This window comes from Pseudomonas sp. TNT2022 ID1044 (genome assembly GCF_028656895.1).
GTDB lineage: Bacteria > Pseudomonadota > Gammaproteobacteria > Pseudomonadales > Pseudomonadaceae > Aquipseudomonas > Aquipseudomonas reinekei.
Genome location: NZ_JAMDHB010000032.1, coordinates 1 through 19926, shown reverse-complemented (window position 1 = coordinate 19926; position 19926 = coordinate 1). Strand labels below are relative to the sequence as shown.

Below are 19926 nucleotides of genomic sequence, written 5' to 3'. Positions count from 1 at the left end.
GACAGGCGCACAGTGCAATTGGCATTCACAAAAAAACGGTAATGAAAAAGGGAGACTCAAGAGTCTCCCTTTTGGTACCGCCGGTCGTGTCAGTCGAACACGCCGAAGGTCATGTAGCTGAACCACGAACGGTCTTCGTTGTTGCCTTGCGCTTCGTGTTCCTCTTCCTCAATCACCTCGCCATCCGCATCTTTAGGCTTGAGTTCGTTCGGAATGGCTTCTTTCGCGTCCTGGAACTGCTTCTGCACGTCCTGGTTGGCGCGGGTCTCTCCCGGCGGCAGCGGAGGACGGGACTCGATCAGGCCCAGGGTGGCCTTGCTCAGCCACGAACGGTTGTCGGCTTCGGCAACCGACGGCACGAACTGACCATCAACCAGCGATGGGTGGTTCGGGTAGTTGAGTTTCAGGGTTTCGAGGCTGGTCGCGGCCAGATCGTCCAGGTGCAGACGCTGGTAGGACTCGGTCATCACCGCCAGGCCGTCACCGACCGAAGGCGTTTCCTGGAAGTTTTCCACTACGTAGCGACCACGGTTTGCAGCAGCGACATAGGCCTGGCGGGTCAGGTAATAGTCGGCCACGTGGATCTCGTAGGCTGCCAGCAGGTTGCGCAGGTAGATCATGCGCTGCTTGGCGTCAGGCGAGTAGCGGCTGTTCGGGAAGCGGCTGGTCAGCTGGGCGAACTCGTTGTAGGAGTCGCGCGCGGCACCCGGGTCACGCTTGGTCATGTCCAGCGGCAGGAAGCGCGACAGCAGACCAACGTCCTGGTCGAAAGACGTCAGGCCTTTCAGGTAGTACGCGTAATCGACATTCGGGTGCTGTGGATGCAGACGAATGAAACGCTCCGCAGCGGCTTTTGCAGCCTCTGGTTCGGCGTTCTTGTAGTTGGCGTAGATGAGCTCAAGTTGCGCCTGATCGGCATAACGACCGAACGGATAACGCGATTCCAGAGCCTTCAGCTTGGCAGTGGCACTGGTGTAGCTGTTGTTGTCCAGGTCGGCTTGAGCCTGTTGGTACAACTCGACTTCACTCAGGTTTTCGTCTACGACTTCCTTCGATGAGCAAGCAGCGGTCAATGCGAGGATGGCGATCAGCAGCAGGTGTTTCACTTGCATGGCGGCTTGCGTCCCTATGACGGCCGCTGTCTTGGGCGTGGCCGTCCTGTTATGATGAGCGCCCCGTTGAATAGCCTCGGGGCAAAAGACGCCGTATTTAACCACAAGCGCGCAGCCGAAACCAAAGGCTGTGCCGACGCCTAGTCTGAGCATGTCCGATAAAATTGAACTTCGCGCAGAGGTGCCGTCCGAATTGGGCGGCCAACGCCTCGATCAAGTCGCCGCACAATTATTCGCTGAGCACTCGCGCTCGCGCCTTTCCGCCTGGATCAAAGACGGCCGCCTGACTGTGGATGGGGCGGTTATCCGCCCGCGAGACATCGTTCACGGTGGCGCCATTCTTGAACTCACTGCCGAGCAGGAAGCTCAGGGCGAATGGATCGCTCAAGACATCGAGCTCGACATCGTCTATGAAGACGACGAAATCCTGGTGATCAACAAGCCTGCGGGCCTGGTGGTGCATCCGGCTGCCGGTCATGCCGATGGCACCTTGCTTAACGCTTTGCTGCACCACGTGCCGGACATCATCAATGTGCCCCGCGCCGGTATCGTGCATCGTCTGGACAAGGACACCACCGGTCTGATGGTGGTGGCCAAGACCATTCAGGCGCAGACGCAGCTGGTTGCACAGTTGCAGAGCCGCAGCGTCAGCCGCATCTATGAATGCATCGTGATTGGTGTGGTGACGGCGGGTGGCAAGATCAATGCGCCGATCGGTCGTCATGGCCAGCAACGCCAGCGCATGGCCGTGATGGAAGGCGGCAAGCCTGCCGTCAGTCATTACCGTGTGCTTGAGCGTTTCCGATCCCACACTCACGTGCGGGTGAAGCTGGAAACCGGTCGTACGCACCAGATTCGCGTGCACATGGCGCACATCAACTACCCGTTGGTCGGAGATCCTGCCTACGGCGGTCGTTTCCGGATTCCGCCGGCAGCCAACCCGACCATGGTCGAGTCGCTGAAAAACTTCCCGCGTCAGGCGCTGCATGCGCGGTTCCTGGAGCTGGATCACCCGACGACCGGTCAACGCATGAGCTGGGAATCGCCACTGCCGGAAGATTTCGTCTGGTTGCTGACCCTGCTCAAGCAAGACCGCGAGGCGTTCATTGGATGAGTGACTGGCTGATTCCTGACTGGCCCGCGCCGGCCGGGGTCAAAGCCTGTGTCACCACCCGTTCGGGCGGCGTCAGTCTGGCGCCGTTCGACAGCCTCAATCTCGGCGATCACGTCGACGACAGCCCTGAAGCTGTCGCCGAGAATCGCCGTCGCCTCACCGATCATTTTTCTATCCGGCCGGCCTGGTTGCAGCAGGTTCACGGCATTGTCGTGGCACACGCGGACCCGAGCCGAGTGGTGACCGCCGATGCCAGCTGGACGGCCACCCCAGGTATTGCCTGTGCGGCAATGACTGCCGACTGCCTGCCAGCGCTGTTTTGCGACCGTGCCGGTACTCGCGTTGCCGCAGCCCATGCCGGATGGCGCGGGTTGGCGGCGGGTGTACTCGAAGCAACGCTCGACAGTCTGGACGTGCCACCAGCCGAAGTCTTGGTATGGCTCGGCCCGGCCATTGGCCCGCAAGCCTTTGAAGTTGGCCCTGAAGTGCGCGAAACCTTCGTGCAGCAACTGCCACAAGCAGATGAAGCCTTTGTGCCCAGCGCAAACGCCGGCAAGTTCATGGCCGACATCTATATGCTCGCGCGCTTGCGCTTGGCAGCTCGCGGGGTGACGGCTGTCTATGGCGGCGGTTTCTGCACCGTCACCGACCCTCGCTTCTTTTCCTATCGCCGTGCGTCCCGCACCGGTCGATTCGCCTCCCTTATCTGGCTCCAACACTAGACTTGTCTGATCTACATCAACGTCACGGCGCTTGAAACTCCCAGAATCGACCGCATCTATTGTGCTATCTGGCAGGTTTCTTCATTCAGGATGTTTTATAGGTCCGGCCTGCTCAAAAGGAAGGTGACCCATGCGTATAGACCGTTTAACCAGCAAATTGCAGTTGGCGTTGTCCGATGCCCAATCCCTGGCTGTCGGCCTCGATCATCCGGCCATCGAGCCGGCCCACTTGATGCAAGCTTTGCTCGAACAGCAGGGCGGTTCGATCAAGCCCCTGCTGATGCAGGTGGGCTTCGACGTCAACAGCCTGCGTAAAGAACTGACCAAAGAACTCGACCAACTGCCGAAAATCCAGAACCCGACCGGCGACGTCAACATGTCGCAGGATCTGGCGCGTCTGCTCAACCAGGCTGACCGTCTGGCCCAGCAGAAGGGCGACCAGTTCATCTCCAGTGAGCTGGTGCTGCTCGCCGCCATGGACGAAAACAGCAAGCTCGGCAAGCTGTTGCTCGGTCAGGGCGTGAGCAAGAAAGCCTTGGAAAACGCGATCAACAACCTGCGTGGTGGCGAGGCCGTCAACGACCCGAACCACGAGGAGGCGCGCCAGGCGCTGGACAAATACACCGTCGACCTGACCAAGCGCGCCGAAGACGGCAAGCTTGATCCGGTGATCGGCCGTGACGACGAAATTCGCCGGACGATCCAGGTGCTGCAACGCCGCACCAAGAACAACCCGGTGCTGATCGGTGAGCCTGGTGTGGGTAAAACCGCCATCGCCGAAGGCCTGGCCCAGCGCATCATCAATGGCGAAGTGCCGGATGGCCTCAAGGGCAAGCGTCTGTTGTCCCTGGACATGGGGGCGTTGATTGCCGGTGCCAAGTATCGCGGTGAGTTCGAAGAGCGCCTGAAATCCCTGCTTAATGAGCTGTCGAAGCAGGAAGGACAGATCATTCTGTTCATCGACGAGCTGCACACCATGGTCGGCGCCGGTAAAGGCGAAGGCTCGATGGATGCGGGCAACATGCTCAAGCCCGCCCTGGCACGCGGTGAGCTGCATTGCGTCGGCGCAACCACGCTCAACGAGTACCGCCAATATATAGAGAAGGACGCCGCGCTTGAGCGACGCTTCCAGAAAGTGTTGGTGGACGAACCGAGTGAGGAAGACACCATCGCCATCCTGCGTGGCTTGAAAGAACGCTATGAGGTTCACCACAAGGTGGCGATCACCGACGGTGCGATCATTGCGGCGGCCAAGCTCAGCCATCGCTACATCACTGACCGGCAGTTGCCGGACAAGGCCATCGACCTGATCGACGAGGCCGCCAGCCGCATCCGTATGGAAATCGACTCCAAGCCGGAAGTGCTGGACCGTCTGGAGCGTCGCCTGATTCAGCTGAAGGTGGAATCCCAGGCGCTGAAGAAAGAAAGCGACGACGCGGCGAAGAAGCGCCTGGAAAAACTGCAGGAGGAAATCGCTCGGCATGAGCGTGAGTACTCCGATCTCGAAGAAATCTGGAACTCGGAAAAAGCCGAAGTTCAGGGTTCTGCGCAGATCCAGCAAAAGATCGAACAGTCCCGGCAGGAACTGGAAGCCGCTCGCCGTAAAGGCGACCTGAACCGCATGGCCGAATTGCAGTACGGGGTGATCCCGGACCTGGAGCGCAGCCTGCAAATGGTCGACCAGCATGGCAAGGCCGAAAACCAGTTGCTGCGCAGCAAGGTGACTGAAGAAGAGATCGCCGAAGTCGTGTCCAAGTGGACCGGTATCCCGGTGTCGAAGATGCTCGAAGGCGAGCGCGACAAACTGATGAAGATGGAAAGCCTTTTGCACAAACGTGTGATTGGCCAGGAAGAGGCGGTGGTCGCAGTTTCCAATGCGGTACGGCGTTCCCGCGCCGGGTTGTCCGACCCGAACCGGCCAAGTGGCTCGTTCATGTTCCTCGGCCCGACCGGTGTCGGTAAAACCGAGCTGTGCAAGGCGTTGGCCGAGTTCCTCTTTGATACGGAAGAGGCGATGGTGCGGATCGACATGTCCGAGTTCATGGAGAAGCATTCCGTGGCTCGCTTGATCGGCGCGCCACCAGGGTATGTCGGTTATGAAGAGGGCGGCTATCTGACCGAGGCTGTGCGTCGCAAGCCTTACTCGGTGATTCTCATGGATGAAGTCGAGAAGGCGCACCCGGATGTGTTCAACATCTTGCTGCAAGTGCTCGAAGATGGTCGCCTGACTGACAGCCATGGCCGCACGGTGGACTTCAAGAACACCGTGATTGTCATGACCTCTAACCTGGGGTCGGTGCAGATCCAGGAGCTGGTCGGTGATCGTGAGGCGCAGCGTGCGGCGGTCATGGATGCCATTTCCACGCACTTCCGGCCGGAGTTCATCAACCGGGTCGACGAAGTGGTGATTTTCGAGCCATTGGCACGGGATCAGATCGCCGGTATCACAGAGATACAGTTGGGGCGTCTGCGTAGCCGCCTGACCGAGCGGGAGCTGAAGCTTGAACTCAGTCCTGAGGCCATGGATAAGCTGATCGCGGTGGGTTACGACCCGGTGTACGGCGCACGGCCGCTCAAACGAGCGATTCAGCGCTGGATCGAGAACCCGCTGGCGCAGCTGATTCTGTCGGGACGATTCATGCCAGGGGACACGGCCCATGGTGTGGTGGAAAACGACGAAATCGTCTTCACCTGATCCTCGACGGCAGCAAAAATGAAAAGGCCTCGCATTGCGAGGCCTTTTTTTCGTTAGGCTGTTGAACTCAAAGGAAAAGGCTTGTAAAGTGCGCCCCGCAGTCAGTCACCCGCCAGGGTTTCCGCTCCCCAAGCAGGAATCCAAAATAAGTTGCAAATCATTAACTTGAAAGCAATTTAGGGGGTTGACAGAGGTGCTGAAGATTGTAGAATAGCGCGCCTCAGACACACGAACGCAGCGATGCGAACGAGTCGAAGAGAACGCAGTAAAGCTTCAAAGTTGTAATTTGAAATATGTAGTTCCGTGATAGCTCAGTCGGTAGAGCAAATGACTGTTAATCATTGGGTCCCAGGTTCGAGTCCTGGTCACGGAGCCAATTTCAAACCGGGGTATAGCGCAGTCCGGTAGCGCGCCTGCTTTGGGAGCAGGATGTCAGGAGTTCGAATCCCCTTACCCCGACCATTTTTGGGTCGTTAGCTCAGTTGGTAGAGCAGTTGGCTTTTAACCAATTGGTCGTAGGTTCGAATCCCACACGACCCACCATTTTTGAAACCAGTTAACGCTGGAATCGAATCTTAAGATCAGACGCCAAAAGCTCTGTTCGCAGAAGGCGCCTCTCGAAGGTGCCTTTTTTTTACCGGGGTATAGCGCAGTCCGGTAGCGCGCCTGCTTTGGGAGCAGGATGTCAGGAGTTCGAATCCCCTTACCCCGACCATATTAAAAATCCTCGTATCGAAAGATACGGGGATTTTTTTTGTCTGCGAGAAACGCGAAAGCATGCAATCCGGTGTACCCGGAATTTATGAGCGCCATTGAAACCTGTGAGAGAGCGTGGCTTGCCCGCGATGACGTCGCGCCAGTCGACATCTTCGTTGACTGACTCACCGCAATCGCTGGCAAGCCAGCTCCCACAGGTTTTGCTTTAGTGCAGCTTCAGGCGTGGCTCGGTGCCGCGTCCGATCTTGCTGCCCAGCATCAGCATCGCCGTGCGGAACGGGCCGTATAACGCCATCTGGTGCATGCGGTACAACGAGACATAAAACATCCGCGCCAGCCAGCCTTCGAGCATCACACTGCCGGTGAGGTTGCCCATCAAGTTACCCACAGCGGAAAAACGCGACAGCGAAATCAAGGAGCCGTAGTCGGTGTACTTGTACTCCGGCAGCGCCTTGCCTTCGATGCGCAGCTTCAGCGATCTGGCCAGTAACGATGCTTGTTGATGCGCAGCCTGGGCGCGCGGCGGGACGTTGCGGTCGGTGCCTGGCTGTGGGCAGGCGGCGCAGTCACCGAAGGCAAAAATGTTGTCGTCGCGGGTGGTTTGCAGGGTTGGCAGCACTTGCAGCTGATTGATGCGGTTGGTTTCCAGGCCGTCGATGTCCTTGAGGAACGCCGGTGCGCGAATCCCCGCCGCCCAGACTTTCAGGCTGGCGTTGATCACTTTGCCATCCGCGGTGATCAGGCTGTCAGCCGTCACTTCGCTGACCGCTGCGTTGGTCATCACGTTGACCCCGAGTTTCTCCAGGGTTTTATGCACAGGTCCGCCGATGCGTTCCGGTAGCGCTGGCAATACCCGTGGACCGGCTTCGATCAAGGTGATGTGCATGTTTTCCGGTTTGATCCGGTCCAGGCCATAAGCCGCCAGTTCATGGGCGGCGTTGTGCAGTTCGGCAGCCAGTTCGACCCCGGTGGCACCGGCGCCGACGATGGCCACGCTGATCTGCTCGACTTTGTCGGTCTGCCCGGCATGGGCGCGCAGGTAGTGGTTGAGCAATTGCTGGTGGAAGCGCTCAGCCTGTTTGCGGGTATCGAGAAACAGGCAGTGCTGGGCCGCGCCCAAGGTGCCGAAATCGTTGGTGGTGCTGCCGACAGAGATCACCAGCGAGTCGTACGGCACTTCACGGGCGGGCACCAGTTCCAGACCGGCTTCGTCGTAGGTGGCGGCCAGCTGGATTTTCTTGTTCGCGCGGTCGAGCCCGCTCATGCGCCCCAGCTGGAACTCGAAGTGGTTCCATTTGGCCTGGGCGACATAGTTGAGTTCGTCTTCGGAAGAGTTCAGCGACCCGGCCGCCACTTCGTGCAACAGCGGCTTCCAGATGTGGGTCAGGTTCGCGTCGACCAGCATGACGCTGGCAGTGCCGCGCTTGCCCAGAGTCTTACCCAGACGGGTAGCCAGCTCCAGACCGCCGGCGCCGCCGCCGACAATAACAATACGATGGGACATGGGGATAACTCGCAAGGCTAAAAGAAATCGGTACAGTCAACCGCGCGAGCGCAAGGCAGCTCATAGCGTCAGGTAACTGATAAGTCGGCTCAACAGGCCTAAACCAATGGTCACTGCCAATACCAGTACAAGGAGCATCCACGGCCGGAAAGGTCGGCGCTCGACTTGGTGCTGGGACAGTTGCAGGTACTCTTCGACATGTTTTTGATCGTCGGGGTTCAGGCGGCTGGTCATAAAGGCCTCGTCAGGTAGACGTTGCTGAATGTGTAGAAGCTACAGGCTGATTTAACGAACGATGAACGGAGCATAGCCGGTGTCCGGAACAGGCTCGACGTTCACCGTATCATCCAGGCGAATAATGCCACTTTGTAACACTCGGGCAGTGATCCCGCCATGCCCGCGTACAGCTTGAAAGGTGCCCGGGCCGAGGTTGTTTTGCAGGCGTGCGCAAGGCTGGCACCAGCCAGTGGTTTCGAAAATCGCCTGGCCGATCCGGAAGCGCCGGCCCTTGAGACTGAACAGATTGATCCCGCTGATAACGAGATTGCGCCGCAGATCTTCAGGTTTGACCGGTTGATCGCTCGGGCGCCCCATCAGCGAACTGATTACTGCCAGATGTTCCCACTGAATCAGCGTCACCTGCCGCGCGTTGCGTACGCCTGGCCGGGCGCGGTCACCGGTCAAACCGGCTTCAAGCCGCGCTTCCACGGCGTCCAGTTCGATCATCGGCGCGTTACGTTCCGGGCGCACGCCGATCCAGCGCACGCGGCCGGTTTGCGGGACATGGGCAATCAATTCCTGCAATGGACTCACAGGCTGATCCCGACATCGAAGACGATGCTGCGTCCCAGGTTGCTGCGCAGGAAATCCGGTGCGTCGGGATGGGCGAACAGAACGCGGGCGAACGTCGGCCCTACCAGCGACAGCGAGCGCCAGCCCTGGCGCAGGTATTCGGTGGGCGGCGGGAAATGGCTGTTGAGGTCCAGCACTTCGCGCTTGAGGCTGGCGAAGGCGATGATGTCCAGCTCACCCAAGTCCATGCCGCGTTCTTTGTAGTTATGCGCTTTCTTGCGCAAGGTCGGCGCCAGCCGCAGCAAGAACTCGTTGGCGGGGATGCGTCGCGGCTTGGCTTCGCGGCGCACCAGCTGGCTCAGGGAGAACGCGCTGCGCCGGCGTTGCAGTTCATCGCGCCACTCATCATTGAGGCGCCGCCCCTCATCGAGCACGAAGAACACTTCGAAACTGGCGTCGCGAAACAGTACGTCCGGGGGTTCCCCGGCCGGGGCGAATTCGTCGGCGCGATACGGAATGTTCAGCCCTTGCAGCAGGCGTTGGCAGACCCAACGCTCACGCTCCCATTTGCGGGCATTGGACAGGAACGCGTTGGCTTGCTCGGCCGCGATGGTCAGCAGGCGTAAGTAATCTGAGTCATCCATAGGCCCAAGCTTAGCGTTCAAATGTGATCGCAAAGAAGACAGTTTGTCGGAGAGGGTCAATTCCCCCGGTTCTCACGCCCGTTTCAGGGCACTGCACAAAACGGATAGTGATCTGCGCGCACTGGATATTGCCACGTATTGGATGGCTCTACCCTCGGCTGTACGGACGTAAGCCGTGTTACCGACGCTCTACAAAAACAACAACAAGAGATAAATGCCATGCGCAAGATCGACGTACATGAGGTTATCGACAACGCTCGTTTCAACCGCTTTCACTGGATGGTGCTGTTCTGGTGTGCCCTGATCATCATTTTCGACGGTTACGATCTGGTGATCTACGGCGTGGTTTTGCCAATGCTGATGAAGGAGTGGGGGCTCAGTCCTCTGCAAGCCGGTGCACTGGGGAGTTACGCATTGTTCGGCATGATGTTCGGCGCGCTGTTCTTTGGCCCGTTGTCGGACAAGATCGGCCGCAAGAAAGCCATCACCCTTTGCGTGATCCTCTTCAGTGGTTTCACCGTGCTCAACGGTTTCGCCCGAAACCCCACCGAATTCGGCATTTGTCGCTTCATCGCCGGGCTCGGCATTGGCGGCGTGATGCCTAACGTCGTGGCGCTGATGAACGAATACGCGCCGAAAAAAATCCGCAGCACACTGGTGGCGATCATGTTCAGTGGTTACTCGGTGGGCGGCATGTTGTCCGCCGGGCTGGGCATTGTGCTGATCCCGAGCTTCGGCTGGCAGTCGGTGTTTTACGTGGCGGTCCTGCCGTTGCTGTTGTTGCCGCTGATCATGTATTTCCTGCCCGAATCGGTGGGTTTCATGCTGCGTCAGGGACGCAATGAAGAGGCGCGCAACATTCTTCAACGCGTCGATCCCGCGTACGTTGCTCATACATCCGATCAGTTGCACATGGATGAAGTGAAGGGCACGGGCGCCCCGGTGTTGCAGTTGTTCCGTGAAGGCCGTGCGCTGCGCACGCTGATGCTGTGGCTGGCGTTTTTCTGCTGCCTGCTGATGGTGTACGCGCTGAGTTCCTGGCTGCCGAAACTGATGGCCAACGCCGGTTACAGCCTGGGCTCGAGCCTGTCGTTCCTGCTGGTGTTGAATTTCGGGGCGATTTTCGGCGCGGTGGGCGGCGGGGTGTTGGGTGACAAACTCAATCTGCCGAAAGTGCTGGCGGTGTTTTTTGCCATGGCGGCGGTGTCGATCACCCTGCTGGGCTTCAACAGTCCGATGCCGGTGTTGTACCTGCTGATCGCCATTGCGGGTGCCACCACCATTGGTTCGCAGATTTTGCTGTACGCCTGTGCCGCGCAGTTTTACTCCATGACGATTCGTTCTACCGGGTTGGGTTGGGCGTCGGGCATCGGGCGCAACGGTGCCATCGTCGGTCCGCTGCTGGGCGGTGCCTTGCTCGGGATCAGCCTGCCCTTGCAACTGAACTTCATGGCGTTTGCATTGCCCGGGGCGGTGGCAGCCCTGGCCATGACCGTATTCGCCATCAGCAGCCGACGCAGCGCCTCCAGCGTCAGCCCGGCGCTGTCAGCGACCGGTGCCTGAGTCATGAAAGGGTTTCTCCGGGACTTCTCCCTGTCAGCCGCCGTGGCTGGATTCATCGCCACGGTGATTTCCTACGCCGGCCCGTTGGTGATCATTTTTCAAGCGGCTGAAGCGGCACATCTTTCGCGGGAAGTGCTGTCGTCCTGGATCTGGGCGATTTCCATTGGCAGCGCAGTGCTGGGCATCGGTTTGAGCCTGCGCTACCGCGTGCCGGTGATCATTGCCTGGTCGGCGCCGGGCTCGGCGTTGCTGGTGGCGCTATTGCCGGACGTCTCCATGGCAGAGGCGGTGGGGGCGTATCTGGTGAGCAGCCTGATCATTTTCGTGGTCGGCATTTCCGGGGCGTTCGACCGGATCATCAACAAGCTGCCCGCCGCCATTGCCGCGGCGATGCTGGCGGGGATCCTGTTCAGCTTTGGCACCGGGTTGTTTGTGTCGATGCAGCACAAGCCGATGCTGGTCCTGGCGATGTTTGCCTGCTACCTGATCTGCAAGCGGTTGATGCCGCGCTATGCGGTGATGATGGTGCTGCTGGTGGGCTGTTCGATTGCTGCGTTCACTGGCGATTTACATCGTGAAGCGTTGGTGATCGGCCTGGCCACGCCGGTGTGGATCACGCCCCAATTCAGCCTCGGCGCGATCCTGAACATCGCCTTGCCGCTGGTGATGGTGGCGCTGACCGGTCAGTTCGTGCCCGGCATGGCGGTGCTACGTGCCAGCGGTTATTCCATACCGGCCAGCCCGATCATCGCCAGTAACGCGCTGGGCACGGCGCTGCTGGCGCCGTTCGGTTGCCATGGGCTGAACCTGGCGGCGATCACCGCGGCGATCTGCACCGGTCGCGAATCCCACGAAGATCCACGTAAACGCTACGTGGCGGGAGTCGTCGGCGGCCTGTGTTACCTGCTGTTCGGGATTTTCGGTGCCACGTTGGTTTCGCTGTTTTCGGCGTTCCCCAAAGAACTGATCGCGGCGCTGGCCGGGTTGGCGCTGTTCGCCGCCATTGCCGGCGCGTTGACGGGCGCCATGGCTGTGCCGGGCGATCGTGAAGCCGCGCTGGTGACGTTTCTGGTCACCGCTTCGGGCATGTCGCTGTTCGGGTTGTCCGCCGCATTCTGGGGGCTGATTTTCGGCATGGTCACCCATGTGCTGTTAAACGCCCGTCGTCCCGTTCCCCTTCGCAAATCCGCTGCAACTGAAGTTGTTCAACCTGTCGATCAATAACAATAAGAGAAAGACAATGAAACAGACTCTCCCAACAACTGGTTCGGTGTTGTCCCTGGCTGTCGTCTCGGGTTTTTCCACCGGCGCGATGGCCGCAGAAAAAGGCTTTATCGAAGGCACCAGCGCGTCGTTGCAGGCGCGCAATTATTACTTCAGTCGCGACTTTTCCGACATCGTCGGTGCCAATCAGCAGTCGAAGGCCGAAGAGTGGGCGCAGGGCTTTATTCTCAACGTGAAGTCCGGCTACACCCAGGGCACCGTCGGTTTTGGTGTGGACGTCATCGGCCTGCTCGGCCTCAAGCTCGACAGTGCTCCGGACCGCACCAATACCGGGTTGCTGCCGGTGCAGGACGACGGTCGTGCGGCGGACAACTTCAGCCGTCTGGAAGGCGCGTTGAAGATGCGCTACTCCAGAACCGAGCTGAAAGTCGGTGAACTGCAACCCAATCTTCCGGTGTTGGCCTTCAGCGATATTCGCCTGTTGCCACCGAGTTATCAGGGCGCAAGCATCACCTCTAACGAGATCAACGGCCTGACGCTGCAGGGTGGTCACTTGAGTTCAACCAGCCTGCGCAACGAGGCTGGGGACGAAAAGATGCAAGCGATGCTGGGGCATGTGCCGCAGCGCCAGGTCAGCAGTGACGGTTTCAATTTTGCCGGCGCTGATTATGTCTTCAACGACAAGCGCAGCTCGGTCAGCGCCTGGTATGGTCAGCTGGAAGATATCTACAACCAGCGCTTCCTGGGTCTAAAACACAGTGAGCCGGTGGGGGACTGGGTTCTCGGTGCCAACCTCGGCTACTACGACTCACGCGAGGACGGCAAAAAACAGCTGGGCAACATCGACAACCAGGCGTTCTTCTCGTTGCTGTCGGCCAAGCGTGGCGGCCATACGTTTTACGTCGGCTATCACAGCATGTTCGGTGACAGCGCATTTCCACGGGTATTTGCCAACATCTCGCCACTGGGCAACGAAGTGCCGACCTACGAGTTCGCCTACACCGATGAACGTTCCTGGCAGGCGCGCTATGACTACGATTTCGCGGCGCTCGGTGTGCCGGGATTGACCAGTACCGTGCGCTACATCAGTGGCAACAATGTCGATACCGGGAAGGGCTTTGAGGGGAAGGATCGTGAGCGTGACCTGGACATCGGCTATGTGCTGCAGAGTGGCAGCCTCAAAGGCTTGGGCATTCGTGTGCGCAATGCGATGGCGCGTTCCAACTACCGCAGTGATATCGACGAGAACCGCTTGATCCTCAGTTACACGTGGACCTTGCTATGAGCCGCTGATCACAGGTTGCTGGTGCAATCACCGATGACGTTGTAGGTCACGCGGTGGGTCTGGCCCTGATGATCGATGTATTCCATGGTCGCCGGTACAACCCCGCACGCGTTTGCCGTGTCCGAGACTGAAACTACTTTGGCGATGTCCAGAGGCTGCGCGGGGTTGTACTGAACGGCAGGAGGTTCGTTGCCTGCGGCCATGGCCGAGGTGGCGATGACAGTCAGTAACAGGCTGATCAGGGTTTTCATGCTGGCGTGCTCCAGGTCGGTTTTGATACCTGAATTTTAGTCTTTGCCACCTACGGATAAAGGGGCGAACGGCAGATGCAGCCTTACCTGAAACGTAACAGTCACCGTAGACTGAGTGCCTGCCGTTTTTCCCCAGGAGGCGCACATCGCCATGATCGGTGCCGAATTGCTGTCATCGCAAACCCTTGCGGTCGGCTGGCTGATCTATGTGCCGGTGTTGATCTGGGCGATCTGTCGCGCGCCCTGGGTCGAGTTGTTTACCGACAGCCGTCGTCAGCATCTGCTGTTCGGGACAGTGTTCGCATTGTTTCTGTTGTGGCTGGTGCGGCGGGATTTCGATACCGGCGTGTCCTATCACTTCATCGGCATGACGGCGGTGACGTTGCTGCTGGACTGGCCGCTGGCGCTCGTCGGCGGGCTGGTGGCGCAAATGGGGCTGGTGCTGCTGGGGCGTCAGGACCTGGCCGCTGTCGGGGTCAACGGCGCCTTGCTGATTGCGTTGCCGGTGCTGGTCACCGAGTGCTGCGCCATCCTCGTGGAGCGCGGGCAGCCGCGTAATCCCTTCGTGTACATCTTCGTTTCCGGCTTCTTTGCAGCGGCGCTGTCGGCGTTGCTGTGCCTGCTGCTGGCGCTCTGGTTGCTGTGGTTCGACGGGGTGTTTGCCATGCCGTACTGGCTGGAAGATTTCGTCGGCTACCTGTGGCTGATCATTTTCCCGGAGGCATTCATCAACGGCATGGTGGTCAGTGCGCTGGTAGTGTTTTGCCCCGAGTGGCTGGAGACGTTCAACCGCACGCGTTACTTGTCGGCGCCGTGGAAAGACGACGATCCCAAGCCTTGATGAGTCCCGGGATCGTCGATGACAAGGATCAGTGACGCGGGTCGAAATCGCCGCTGAACAGTTCGTCCTCGGCATCGGGGGCGACCGGGATCTTGTGTTCTTCCGACGCCCACGCGCCGAGGTCGATCAGTTTGCAACGGTCCGAACAGAACGGCCGGAATTTACTCTCGGCACTCCATTCGACAGGGGCGCCGCAGGTCGGGCATTCGACGGTTGGGGTTTGGCTCATGACTGGCCTCCACGCAAAGTTAGGTAAAAGTGATGCAGGCGCTCGACTTCGCTGTGCAGCCAGGCGAGGTCGCGGTCATTGACCACCACATCGTCGGCATGGCTGATGCGATCCTGACGGCTGGACTGGGCCTTGAGGATCGCCTGAACCTGCTGTTCGCTGGTCTGGTCGCGCCGCAAGGTGCGTTCGATCTGTAGCTGTTCCGGGGCATCGATGACCAGCACCCGTTGGGTCATGGCGTACTGGCCGGACTCGATCAGCAGCGGTGAAACCAGGATCGCGTAAGGTGATTTTGCCAGCGCCAGGTGATGGGCGATTTCTTCGCCGATCAGCGGATGCAGCAAGGCTTCCAGCCAGCGACGTTCATCCGGCACTTCGAAGATCAGTTTGCGCAATGCGGCGCGATCCAGTTGGCCGTCGGCCTGCAAGACGCCAGGGCCGAAGTGTTCGGCGATTTTCGCCAGCGCCGGCCGACCCGGTTCCACCACCCAGCGTGCGGCGTGATCGGCATCGACCGCGTGCACACCCAGGTCGATGAAATGCTGGGCAGCCGCGCTCTTGCCGCTGCCGATGCCGCCGGTCAGGCCGAGAATCCAGGGTTTTTCCACAGGGGTATTCATTTCAAACCGACAAACTGCCAATAGAAGTCGGTTATTTGACCACCCCAGAGCAAGGCAATCCAGCCGGCAATTGCCAGATAGGGGCCGAAGGGGATCGGCGTCGATGTTCTGGCATTGCGCAAGCGCAGGTAAATCACGCCAATCACCGCGCCCACCAAGGATGACAACAGGATCGTCAGCGGCAGAATCTGCCAGCCGCCCCACGCGCCAAACATCGCCAGCAACTTGAAGTCACCATGGCCCATGCCGTCCTTGCCGGTAAGCAGCTTGAACAGCCAGAACACCGACCACAGCGTCATGTAGCCGGCCACGGCGCCCCACACTGCGTCCGGTAACGGCACGAACAGATCGAGACTGTTGACGATCAGCCCCAGCCACAACAAGGGCAGCACCAGCACGTCCGGCAGCAGTTGGTGCTCGGCGTCGATCAGGCTCATGGCCAACAGGCCCCAGCTCAGGAGCAATGTCATGCACGCTTGCCAGCCGAAGCCGAAATGCCAGGCAATGAAAGCCGACCCCAGGCCGCAGGCCAGTTCGACCAGCGGATAACGCTTGCTGATCGGTGCTGCGCAGCCTGAACAGCGGCCGCGCAGGAACAGAAAACTGAGCACCGGAATATTTTCCCACGGGCGTATCCGGTGGCTGCAATGCGGGCATTGGGAGTGGGGTAGAAACAGATTGAAGGTCGGCAGCGTTGATTCGCCGGGCTGCCCGAGGATCTCGTGGGCCTGCACGCGCCATTCGCGTTCCAGCATTTTCGGCAGGCGCCAGACCAGCACGTTGAGGAAGCTGCCGACCAGCAGGCCGATCACCCCGGCGATCACAACGAACGCCAGCGGGTATTGAATCAGTATTTCGTTCAAGGGCATGTCAGATCGCTGAGCCGAGTTGGAAGATGGGCAGGTACATGGCAACCACCAATCCGCCGACGATAACACCCAGCACCACCATGATGAACGGTTCCATCAGGCTGGTCAGGTTATCGACCATGTTGTCGACCTCGTCCTCGTAGAATTCGGCGACCTTGTCGAGCATGTCATCCAGTGCCCCGGACTCTTCGCCAATGGCGGTCATCTGCGTGGCCATGTTCGGGAAAATGCCGGATGTGCGCATGGAAAAATTCAGTTGCATGCCTGTCGAGACGTCCTGCTTGATGCGCAGCACGGCCCGTTTGAACACGATGTTGCCGGTGGCGCCGGCCACTGACTCCAGGGCTTCCACCAACGGTACGCCGGCCGCGAAGGTGGTCGACAGGGTTCGGGCAAATCGGGCCACGGCGGACTTGTACATCAAGGTGCCCACCAGCGGCAGCTTCAGCAACCAGGCGTCCGTGCGGTCGCGAAACCCCTGTGACGTCCTGAAGGCGTGGCGCACCCCGAAAATCGCCACAATCAGCGCGCCGAGCATGACCCACCACCCGTCCTGCATGAACTGCGAAAGGCCAATGACCATGACGGTGAAGGCGGGCAATTCGGCACCGAACCCTTCGAACACCGATTGAAACTGTGGCACCACTTTGACCAGCAGAATGGCGGTAACGATCATCGCCACGAAGACCACCACCAGCGGGTAGGTCATGGCTTTCTTGATCTTGGCCTTGAGGCTTTCGCTCTTTTCCTTGTAGGTCGCCACCCGCTCCAGCAGCGTATCCAGCGCACCGGCCTGCTCTCCGGCGTCCACCAGGTTGCAGTAGAGCTCATCGAAATATTGCGGTTTTTTGCGCAGGGCGGCGGCAAAGCTGTTGCCTGCGGCGACTTCCTGTTTCACTTCGTCCACCAGCTTGCGCATGGCCGGGTTGTCGAAGCCTTCGCCGATGATGTCGAACGATTGCAGGAGCGGCACACCCGCTTTCATCATCGTCGCCATTTGCCGGGTGAAGAGGGCGATATCGTGGGCCTTGATGCGTTTGCCCATGTCGAAAATCGACGTGGTTTTCCGGCGCACCTTGCCGGGGTTGATGCCTTGCTTGCGCAGTTGTGCCTTGACCAGCGCCGGGTTCTGCCCACTCAACTCGCCGCTGATTTTCGTGCCTTTGCGGTCTGTGCCTTCCCAGGCATACACGCTGATTTTCGCTGCCTTGACCGCCATGTTCAGTCCTTGGTGACCCGGTTGATTTCTTCCAGGCTGGTGATGCCCTGCATGGCTTTGAGCAGTCCTGAGGTGCGCAGGTCGTTAAAGCCGTCCTTACGCATCTGGTCATCGATTTGCAGTGCGTTGCCTTCAGCCATGATCAGCCGTTGCAGGTCCGCCGTGTTCTTCACCACTTCATAAATCCCCACTCGCCCTTTGTAGCCGACGTTGCAGTGATCGCAGCCGACCGGTCCATAGAGCGTGAAGGTGCCGATGCGTTCCTCGGGAAAACCTTCCTTTAGCAACGTTTCACGGGGAATCTCCACCGGCACGCGACAATGGCTGCACAGTTTGCGCGCCAGGCGCTGGGCGATGATCAGGCTGACGGAGGTGGCGATATTGAAGCCCTGGATGCCCATGTTGTGCAGGCGGGTCAGGGTTTGCGCGGCGCTGTTGGTGTGCAGGGTCGACAGTACCAGGTGCCCGGTCTGGGCAGCCTTGATGGCGATTTCGGCAGTTTCGAGATCGCGGATTTCGCCGACCATGATCACGTCCGGGTCCTGACGCAGGAACGAGCGCAGCGCCTGGGCGAAATCCATGCCCTGCTTGGGATTGACGTTGACCTGGTTGATGCCTTCCATGTTGATTTCGACCGGGTCTTCGGCGGTCGAAATGTTGATGTCCACGGTATTGAGTATGTTCAGCCCGGTGTAGAGCGACACGGTTTTGCCCGAGCCGGTGGGGCCGGTCACCAGAATCATGCCTTGTGGCTGTTTCAGCGCAGCCATGTACAGGTCTTTCTGGTCGGGCTCGTACCCAAGGGCGTCGATGCCCATTTGCGCGCTGGCGGGGTCGAGAATCCGGATCACCACTTTCTCGCCCCACAGGGTGGGCAGGGTATTGACCCGAAAGTCGATGGATTTGCTTTTGGACAGGCGCATCTTGATCCGGCCGTCCTGGGGTCTGCGACGTTCGGAGATGTCGAGGCTGGCCATGACTTTGAGGCGTGCGGCGATACGGCTGGCCAGCTGGATCGGCGGCCTGGCGACTTCATGCAACACGCCGTCAGTACGCATGCGTACGCGGTAGTGCTTTTCGTAGGGTTCGAAATGCAGGTCGGAAGAACCGCTCCTGATCGCGTCGAGCAGCATTTTATGGACGAAGCGCACCACCGGGGCGTCATCGGCCTCCTGACCGCCGATAGCGTCCTGGCTTTTGTCATGGGTGGCCTCGATGTCCAGGCCATCGAGGTCGACGTCGGCGGTTTCTTCCAGGCCAGTGCCCGGGTTGTCGAAGAATCTCTCGATGGCATCGCTGAGCTTGTCGTCTTCGACCAGGATCGCTTCGGTGGTGAGCCCGGTGCTGAACTGGATGTCGTTGATGGCCTGATGGTTGGTCGGGTCGGAAACCCCGACGAACAACTTGTTGCCACGACGCCAGAGGGGCAGGGCGTGATGCTGGCGGACCAGCTTCTCGCTGACCAGGCCCTTGGGCTGCAAGTCCTTGTCCAGGGCATGCAGGTCCAGCAGAGCCATGCCGAAGTGCTCCGAGGCGATTTCGGCGACCTGGTGGCTTTTCACCAGTTTGTTCTGCACCAGGTAGCTGACCAGGGACATACGGTTGCGTTGGGCTTGCTGATACGCCTGTCGCGCGCTTTTGTCAGTGAGCAGCTCGGCCAGGACCAACTGTTTGGCCAGGCCGCTGAGGGCGATGTCATTCATTGGGATACCGGACGCAGACAATTCATGACTTATAGCCTAGTCAAGCGACGGAACCAAACCAGCGGCTCCGAGGTGACAAAAAGTGTCAGATAGTGCGGATACTGGGAGTAGGAAAGGTCTTTAAGCCCGGCGAGTACCCCGCCAGCACGGCGTACCGGGCTTGGCATGGGCTGTGCTGCGACAGGTTCAGATCATGAGATTTCGACTCATGCACGGAGGCTGTCTATGAAGACTCAAAAAGGTTTTACCCTGATCGAGCTGCTGATCGTGGTGGCGATCATCGGCATTCTCGCGACGTTTGCGATACCGGCGTACTCCAAGTACCAGGCGCGGGCCAAGGTCACCGCCGGGCTGGCGGAGATTTCGGCGTTGAAGGTTTCGTTTGAAGACCTCATGAATTCCGGCACTGCAGAGCCGACCACCCTGACCGGAGCAGGAACGACCACGCAAAATTGCGCAATTGCCGTCACGGGCACCGTAGCGTCCGGGGCTGGCACCATCGTCTGCACCTTGCAAAAAGCGCCAGCGCCTGTAGCCGGCAAGACAATCACCCTTTCCCGCAGTGCAACTACGGGGTGGTCATGCGCGACCGGCGTAACAGCCGAATACGCTCCGCCCGGCTGTACGGCGGCAGCCAGCTGATCAATCAGTTGCGATATAAAAGGTGCCCCGTCGAGAGAACGGGGCATTTTTTTTAGCCCTCCATGCTCATGCATGGCCTCTATCCACCCCTGCCGGGCATCGCTACATCCAGGCAAAATACGGTGTACCTCAAGCAACACGCGTTGTGTACGTAAGACCGTTCCTAGGACTGATCTGATT

19 protein-coding genes and 4 tRNA genes are annotated in these 19926 nt (G+C 59.4%); 12 read left to right on the top strand and 11 right to left on the bottom strand.

Annotated features, from left to right (window positions below; all coding sequences use genetic code 11):
- Window positions 1–89: 89 nt before the first annotated feature.
- Window positions 90–1112, bottom strand: coding sequence for an outer membrane protein assembly factor BamD (locus tag M5G20_RS28580; RefSeq protein ID WP_075948413.1), 1023 nt, complete (start codon window positions 1110–1112; stop codon window positions 90–92).
- A gap of 151 nt (window positions 1113–1263) precedes the next feature.
- Between M5G20_RS28580 and rluD the strand changes: the two genes are divergently transcribed.
- The 7 genes from rluD to M5G20_RS28545 all read left to right on the top strand — a co-directional run bounded on the left by rluD (window position 1264) and on the right by M5G20_RS28545 (window position 6358).
- On the top strand, window positions 1264–2226 hold the full coding sequence (rluD, locus tag M5G20_RS28575) for a 23S rRNA pseudouridine(1911/1915/1917) synthase RluD (RefSeq protein ID WP_273921918.1): 963 nt from the start codon (window positions 1264–1266) through the stop codon (window positions 2224–2226).
- Window positions 2223–2948 carry a peptidoglycan editing factor PgeF gene (gene pgeF, locus M5G20_RS28570; protein ID WP_273921917.1) on the top strand — a complete coding sequence of 242 codons (726 nt, stop codon included), beginning with the start codon at window positions 2223–2225 and terminating at the stop codon, window positions 2946–2948. Before rluD ends, pgeF begins: the two co-directional genes overlap by 4 nt.
- A gap of 130 nt (window positions 2949–3078) precedes the next feature.
- Window positions 3079–5643, top strand: a complete 2565-nt coding sequence (gene clpB, locus M5G20_RS28565; protein ID WP_273921916.1) for an ATP-dependent chaperone ClpB — start codon at window positions 3079–3081, stop codon at window positions 5641–5643.
- Window positions 5644–5943: 300 nt separating this feature from the next.
- Window positions 5944–6019 (top strand) — tRNA-Asn (locus M5G20_RS28560).
- A 9-nt stretch (window positions 6020–6028) separates the two neighbouring features.
- Window positions 6029–6105: transfer RNA gene (locus M5G20_RS28555), tRNA-Pro, on the top strand.
- 5 nt (window positions 6106–6110) lie between these two features.
- A tRNA-Lys gene (locus tag M5G20_RS28550) sits at window positions 6111–6186 on the top strand.
- 95 nt (window positions 6187–6281) lie between these two features.
- Window positions 6282–6358, top strand: a tRNA-Pro gene (locus M5G20_RS28545).
- Between the two features lie 207 nt (window positions 6359–6565).
- On the opposite strand, the gene M5G20_RS28540 is transcribed toward M5G20_RS28545, so the two are convergent.
- From M5G20_RS28540 to M5G20_RS28525, 4 genes are read right to left on the bottom strand one after another with little or no spacing between them, the layout of a single operon-like run.
- Window positions 6566–7864 carry an NAD(P)/FAD-dependent oxidoreductase gene (locus M5G20_RS28540; protein ID WP_273921915.1) on the bottom strand — a complete coding sequence of 433 codons (1299 nt, stop codon included), beginning with the start codon at window positions 7862–7864 and terminating at the stop codon, window positions 6566–6568.
- A gap of 60 nt (window positions 7865–7924) precedes the next feature.
- On the bottom strand, window positions 7925–8098 hold the full coding sequence (locus tag M5G20_RS28535; RefSeq protein WP_007970531.1) for a DUF3094 domain-containing protein: 174 nt from the start codon (window positions 8096–8098) through the stop codon (window positions 7925–7927).
- Window positions 8099–8149: 51 nt separating this feature from the next.
- The gene (locus M5G20_RS28530; RefSeq protein ID WP_273921914.1) at window positions 8150–8677 is read right to left on the bottom strand and encodes an MOSC domain-containing protein; all 528 of its coding nucleotides are present in this window, start codon (window positions 8675–8677) and stop codon (window positions 8150–8152) included.
- Window positions 8674–9300 carry a DUF1780 domain-containing protein gene (locus M5G20_RS28525; RefSeq protein WP_007970534.1) on the bottom strand — a complete coding sequence of 209 codons (627 nt, stop codon included), beginning with the start codon at window positions 9298–9300 and terminating at the stop codon, window positions 8674–8676. Before M5G20_RS28525 ends, M5G20_RS28530 begins: the two co-directional genes overlap by 4 nt.
- A 219-nt stretch (window positions 9301–9519) precedes the next feature.
- Here M5G20_RS28525 and M5G20_RS28520 point away from each other — a divergent pair, with 219 nt between their 5' ends.
- Genes M5G20_RS28520 through M5G20_RS28510 form a run of 3 tightly spaced genes read left to right on the top strand, consistent with a single transcriptional unit; the run spans window position 9520 to window position 13372 of the window.
- Window positions 9520–10863 carry an aromatic acid/H+ symport family MFS transporter gene (locus tag M5G20_RS28520; protein WP_273921913.1) on the top strand — a complete coding sequence of 448 codons (1344 nt, stop codon included), beginning with the start codon at window positions 9520–9522 and terminating at the stop codon, window positions 10861–10863.
- 3 nt (window positions 10864–10866) lie between these two features.
- On the top strand, window positions 10867–12087 hold the full coding sequence (locus tag M5G20_RS28515) for a benzoate/H(+) symporter BenE family transporter (protein WP_273921912.1): 1221 nt from the start codon (window positions 10867–10869) through the stop codon (window positions 12085–12087).
- Between the two features lie 16 nt (window positions 12088–12103).
- Window positions 12104–13372 (top strand): OprD family porin, encoded by a 1269-nt coding sequence (locus M5G20_RS28510; RefSeq protein ID WP_273921911.1) that lies wholly within the window; start codon window positions 12104–12106, stop codon window positions 13370–13372.
- Window positions 13373–13380: 8 nt separating this feature from the next.
- Here M5G20_RS28510 and M5G20_RS28505 read toward each other — a convergent pair whose 3' ends face one another.
- Entirely contained in the window at window positions 13381–13623 is a 243-nt protein-coding gene (locus tag M5G20_RS28505) for a DUF2790 domain-containing protein (protein WP_273921910.1), read from the bottom strand.
- 151 nt (window positions 13624–13774) lie between these two features.
- On the opposite strand from M5G20_RS28505, the gene M5G20_RS28500 reads away from it, so the two are divergent.
- Window positions 13775–14464 carry an energy-coupling factor ABC transporter permease gene (locus M5G20_RS28500; RefSeq protein ID WP_273921909.1) on the top strand — a complete coding sequence of 230 codons (690 nt, stop codon included), beginning with the start codon at window positions 13775–13777 and terminating at the stop codon, window positions 14462–14464.
- 28 nt (window positions 14465–14492) lie between these two features.
- On the opposite strand, the gene yacG is transcribed toward M5G20_RS28500, so the two are convergent.
- The 5 genes from yacG to pilB are packed head-to-tail and all read right to left on the bottom strand — an operon-like array spanning window position 14493 to window position 19104.
- Entirely contained in the window at window positions 14493–14693 is a 201-nt protein-coding gene (gene yacG, locus M5G20_RS28495) for a DNA gyrase inhibitor YacG (protein WP_056855639.1), read from the bottom strand.
- Window positions 14690–15313: a dephospho-CoA kinase gene (coaE, locus tag M5G20_RS28490; protein WP_212626538.1), complete on the bottom strand. Its 624-nt coding sequence runs from the start codon at window positions 15311–15313 to the stop codon at window positions 14690–14692. Before coaE ends, yacG begins: the two co-directional genes overlap by 4 nt.
- Complete coding sequence (locus M5G20_RS28485) at window positions 15310–16182, bottom strand: prepilin peptidase (RefSeq protein ID WP_273921908.1); 873 nt, start codon at window positions 16180–16182, stop codon at window positions 15310–15312. Before M5G20_RS28485 ends, coaE begins: the two co-directional genes overlap by 4 nt.
- 1 nt (window position 16183) lies before the next feature.
- Window positions 16184–17401, bottom strand: coding sequence for a type II secretion system F family protein (locus tag M5G20_RS28480; RefSeq protein ID WP_273921907.1), 1218 nt, complete (start codon window positions 17399–17401; stop codon window positions 16184–16186).
- Between the two features lie 2 nt (window positions 17402–17403).
- Window positions 17404–19104 carry a type IV-A pilus assembly ATPase PilB gene (gene pilB / locus M5G20_RS28475; protein ID WP_273921906.1) on the bottom strand — a complete coding sequence of 567 codons (1701 nt, stop codon included), beginning with the start codon at window positions 19102–19104 and terminating at the stop codon, window positions 17404–17406.
- Window positions 19105–19329: 225 nt separating this feature from the next.
- Here pilB and M5G20_RS28470 point away from each other — a divergent pair, with 225 nt between their 5' ends.
- Window positions 19330–19746 carry a pilin gene (locus M5G20_RS28470; protein ID WP_273921905.1) on the top strand — a complete coding sequence of 139 codons (417 nt, stop codon included), beginning with the start codon at window positions 19330–19332 and terminating at the stop codon, window positions 19744–19746.
- Window positions 19747–19926 lie beyond the last annotated feature (180 nt).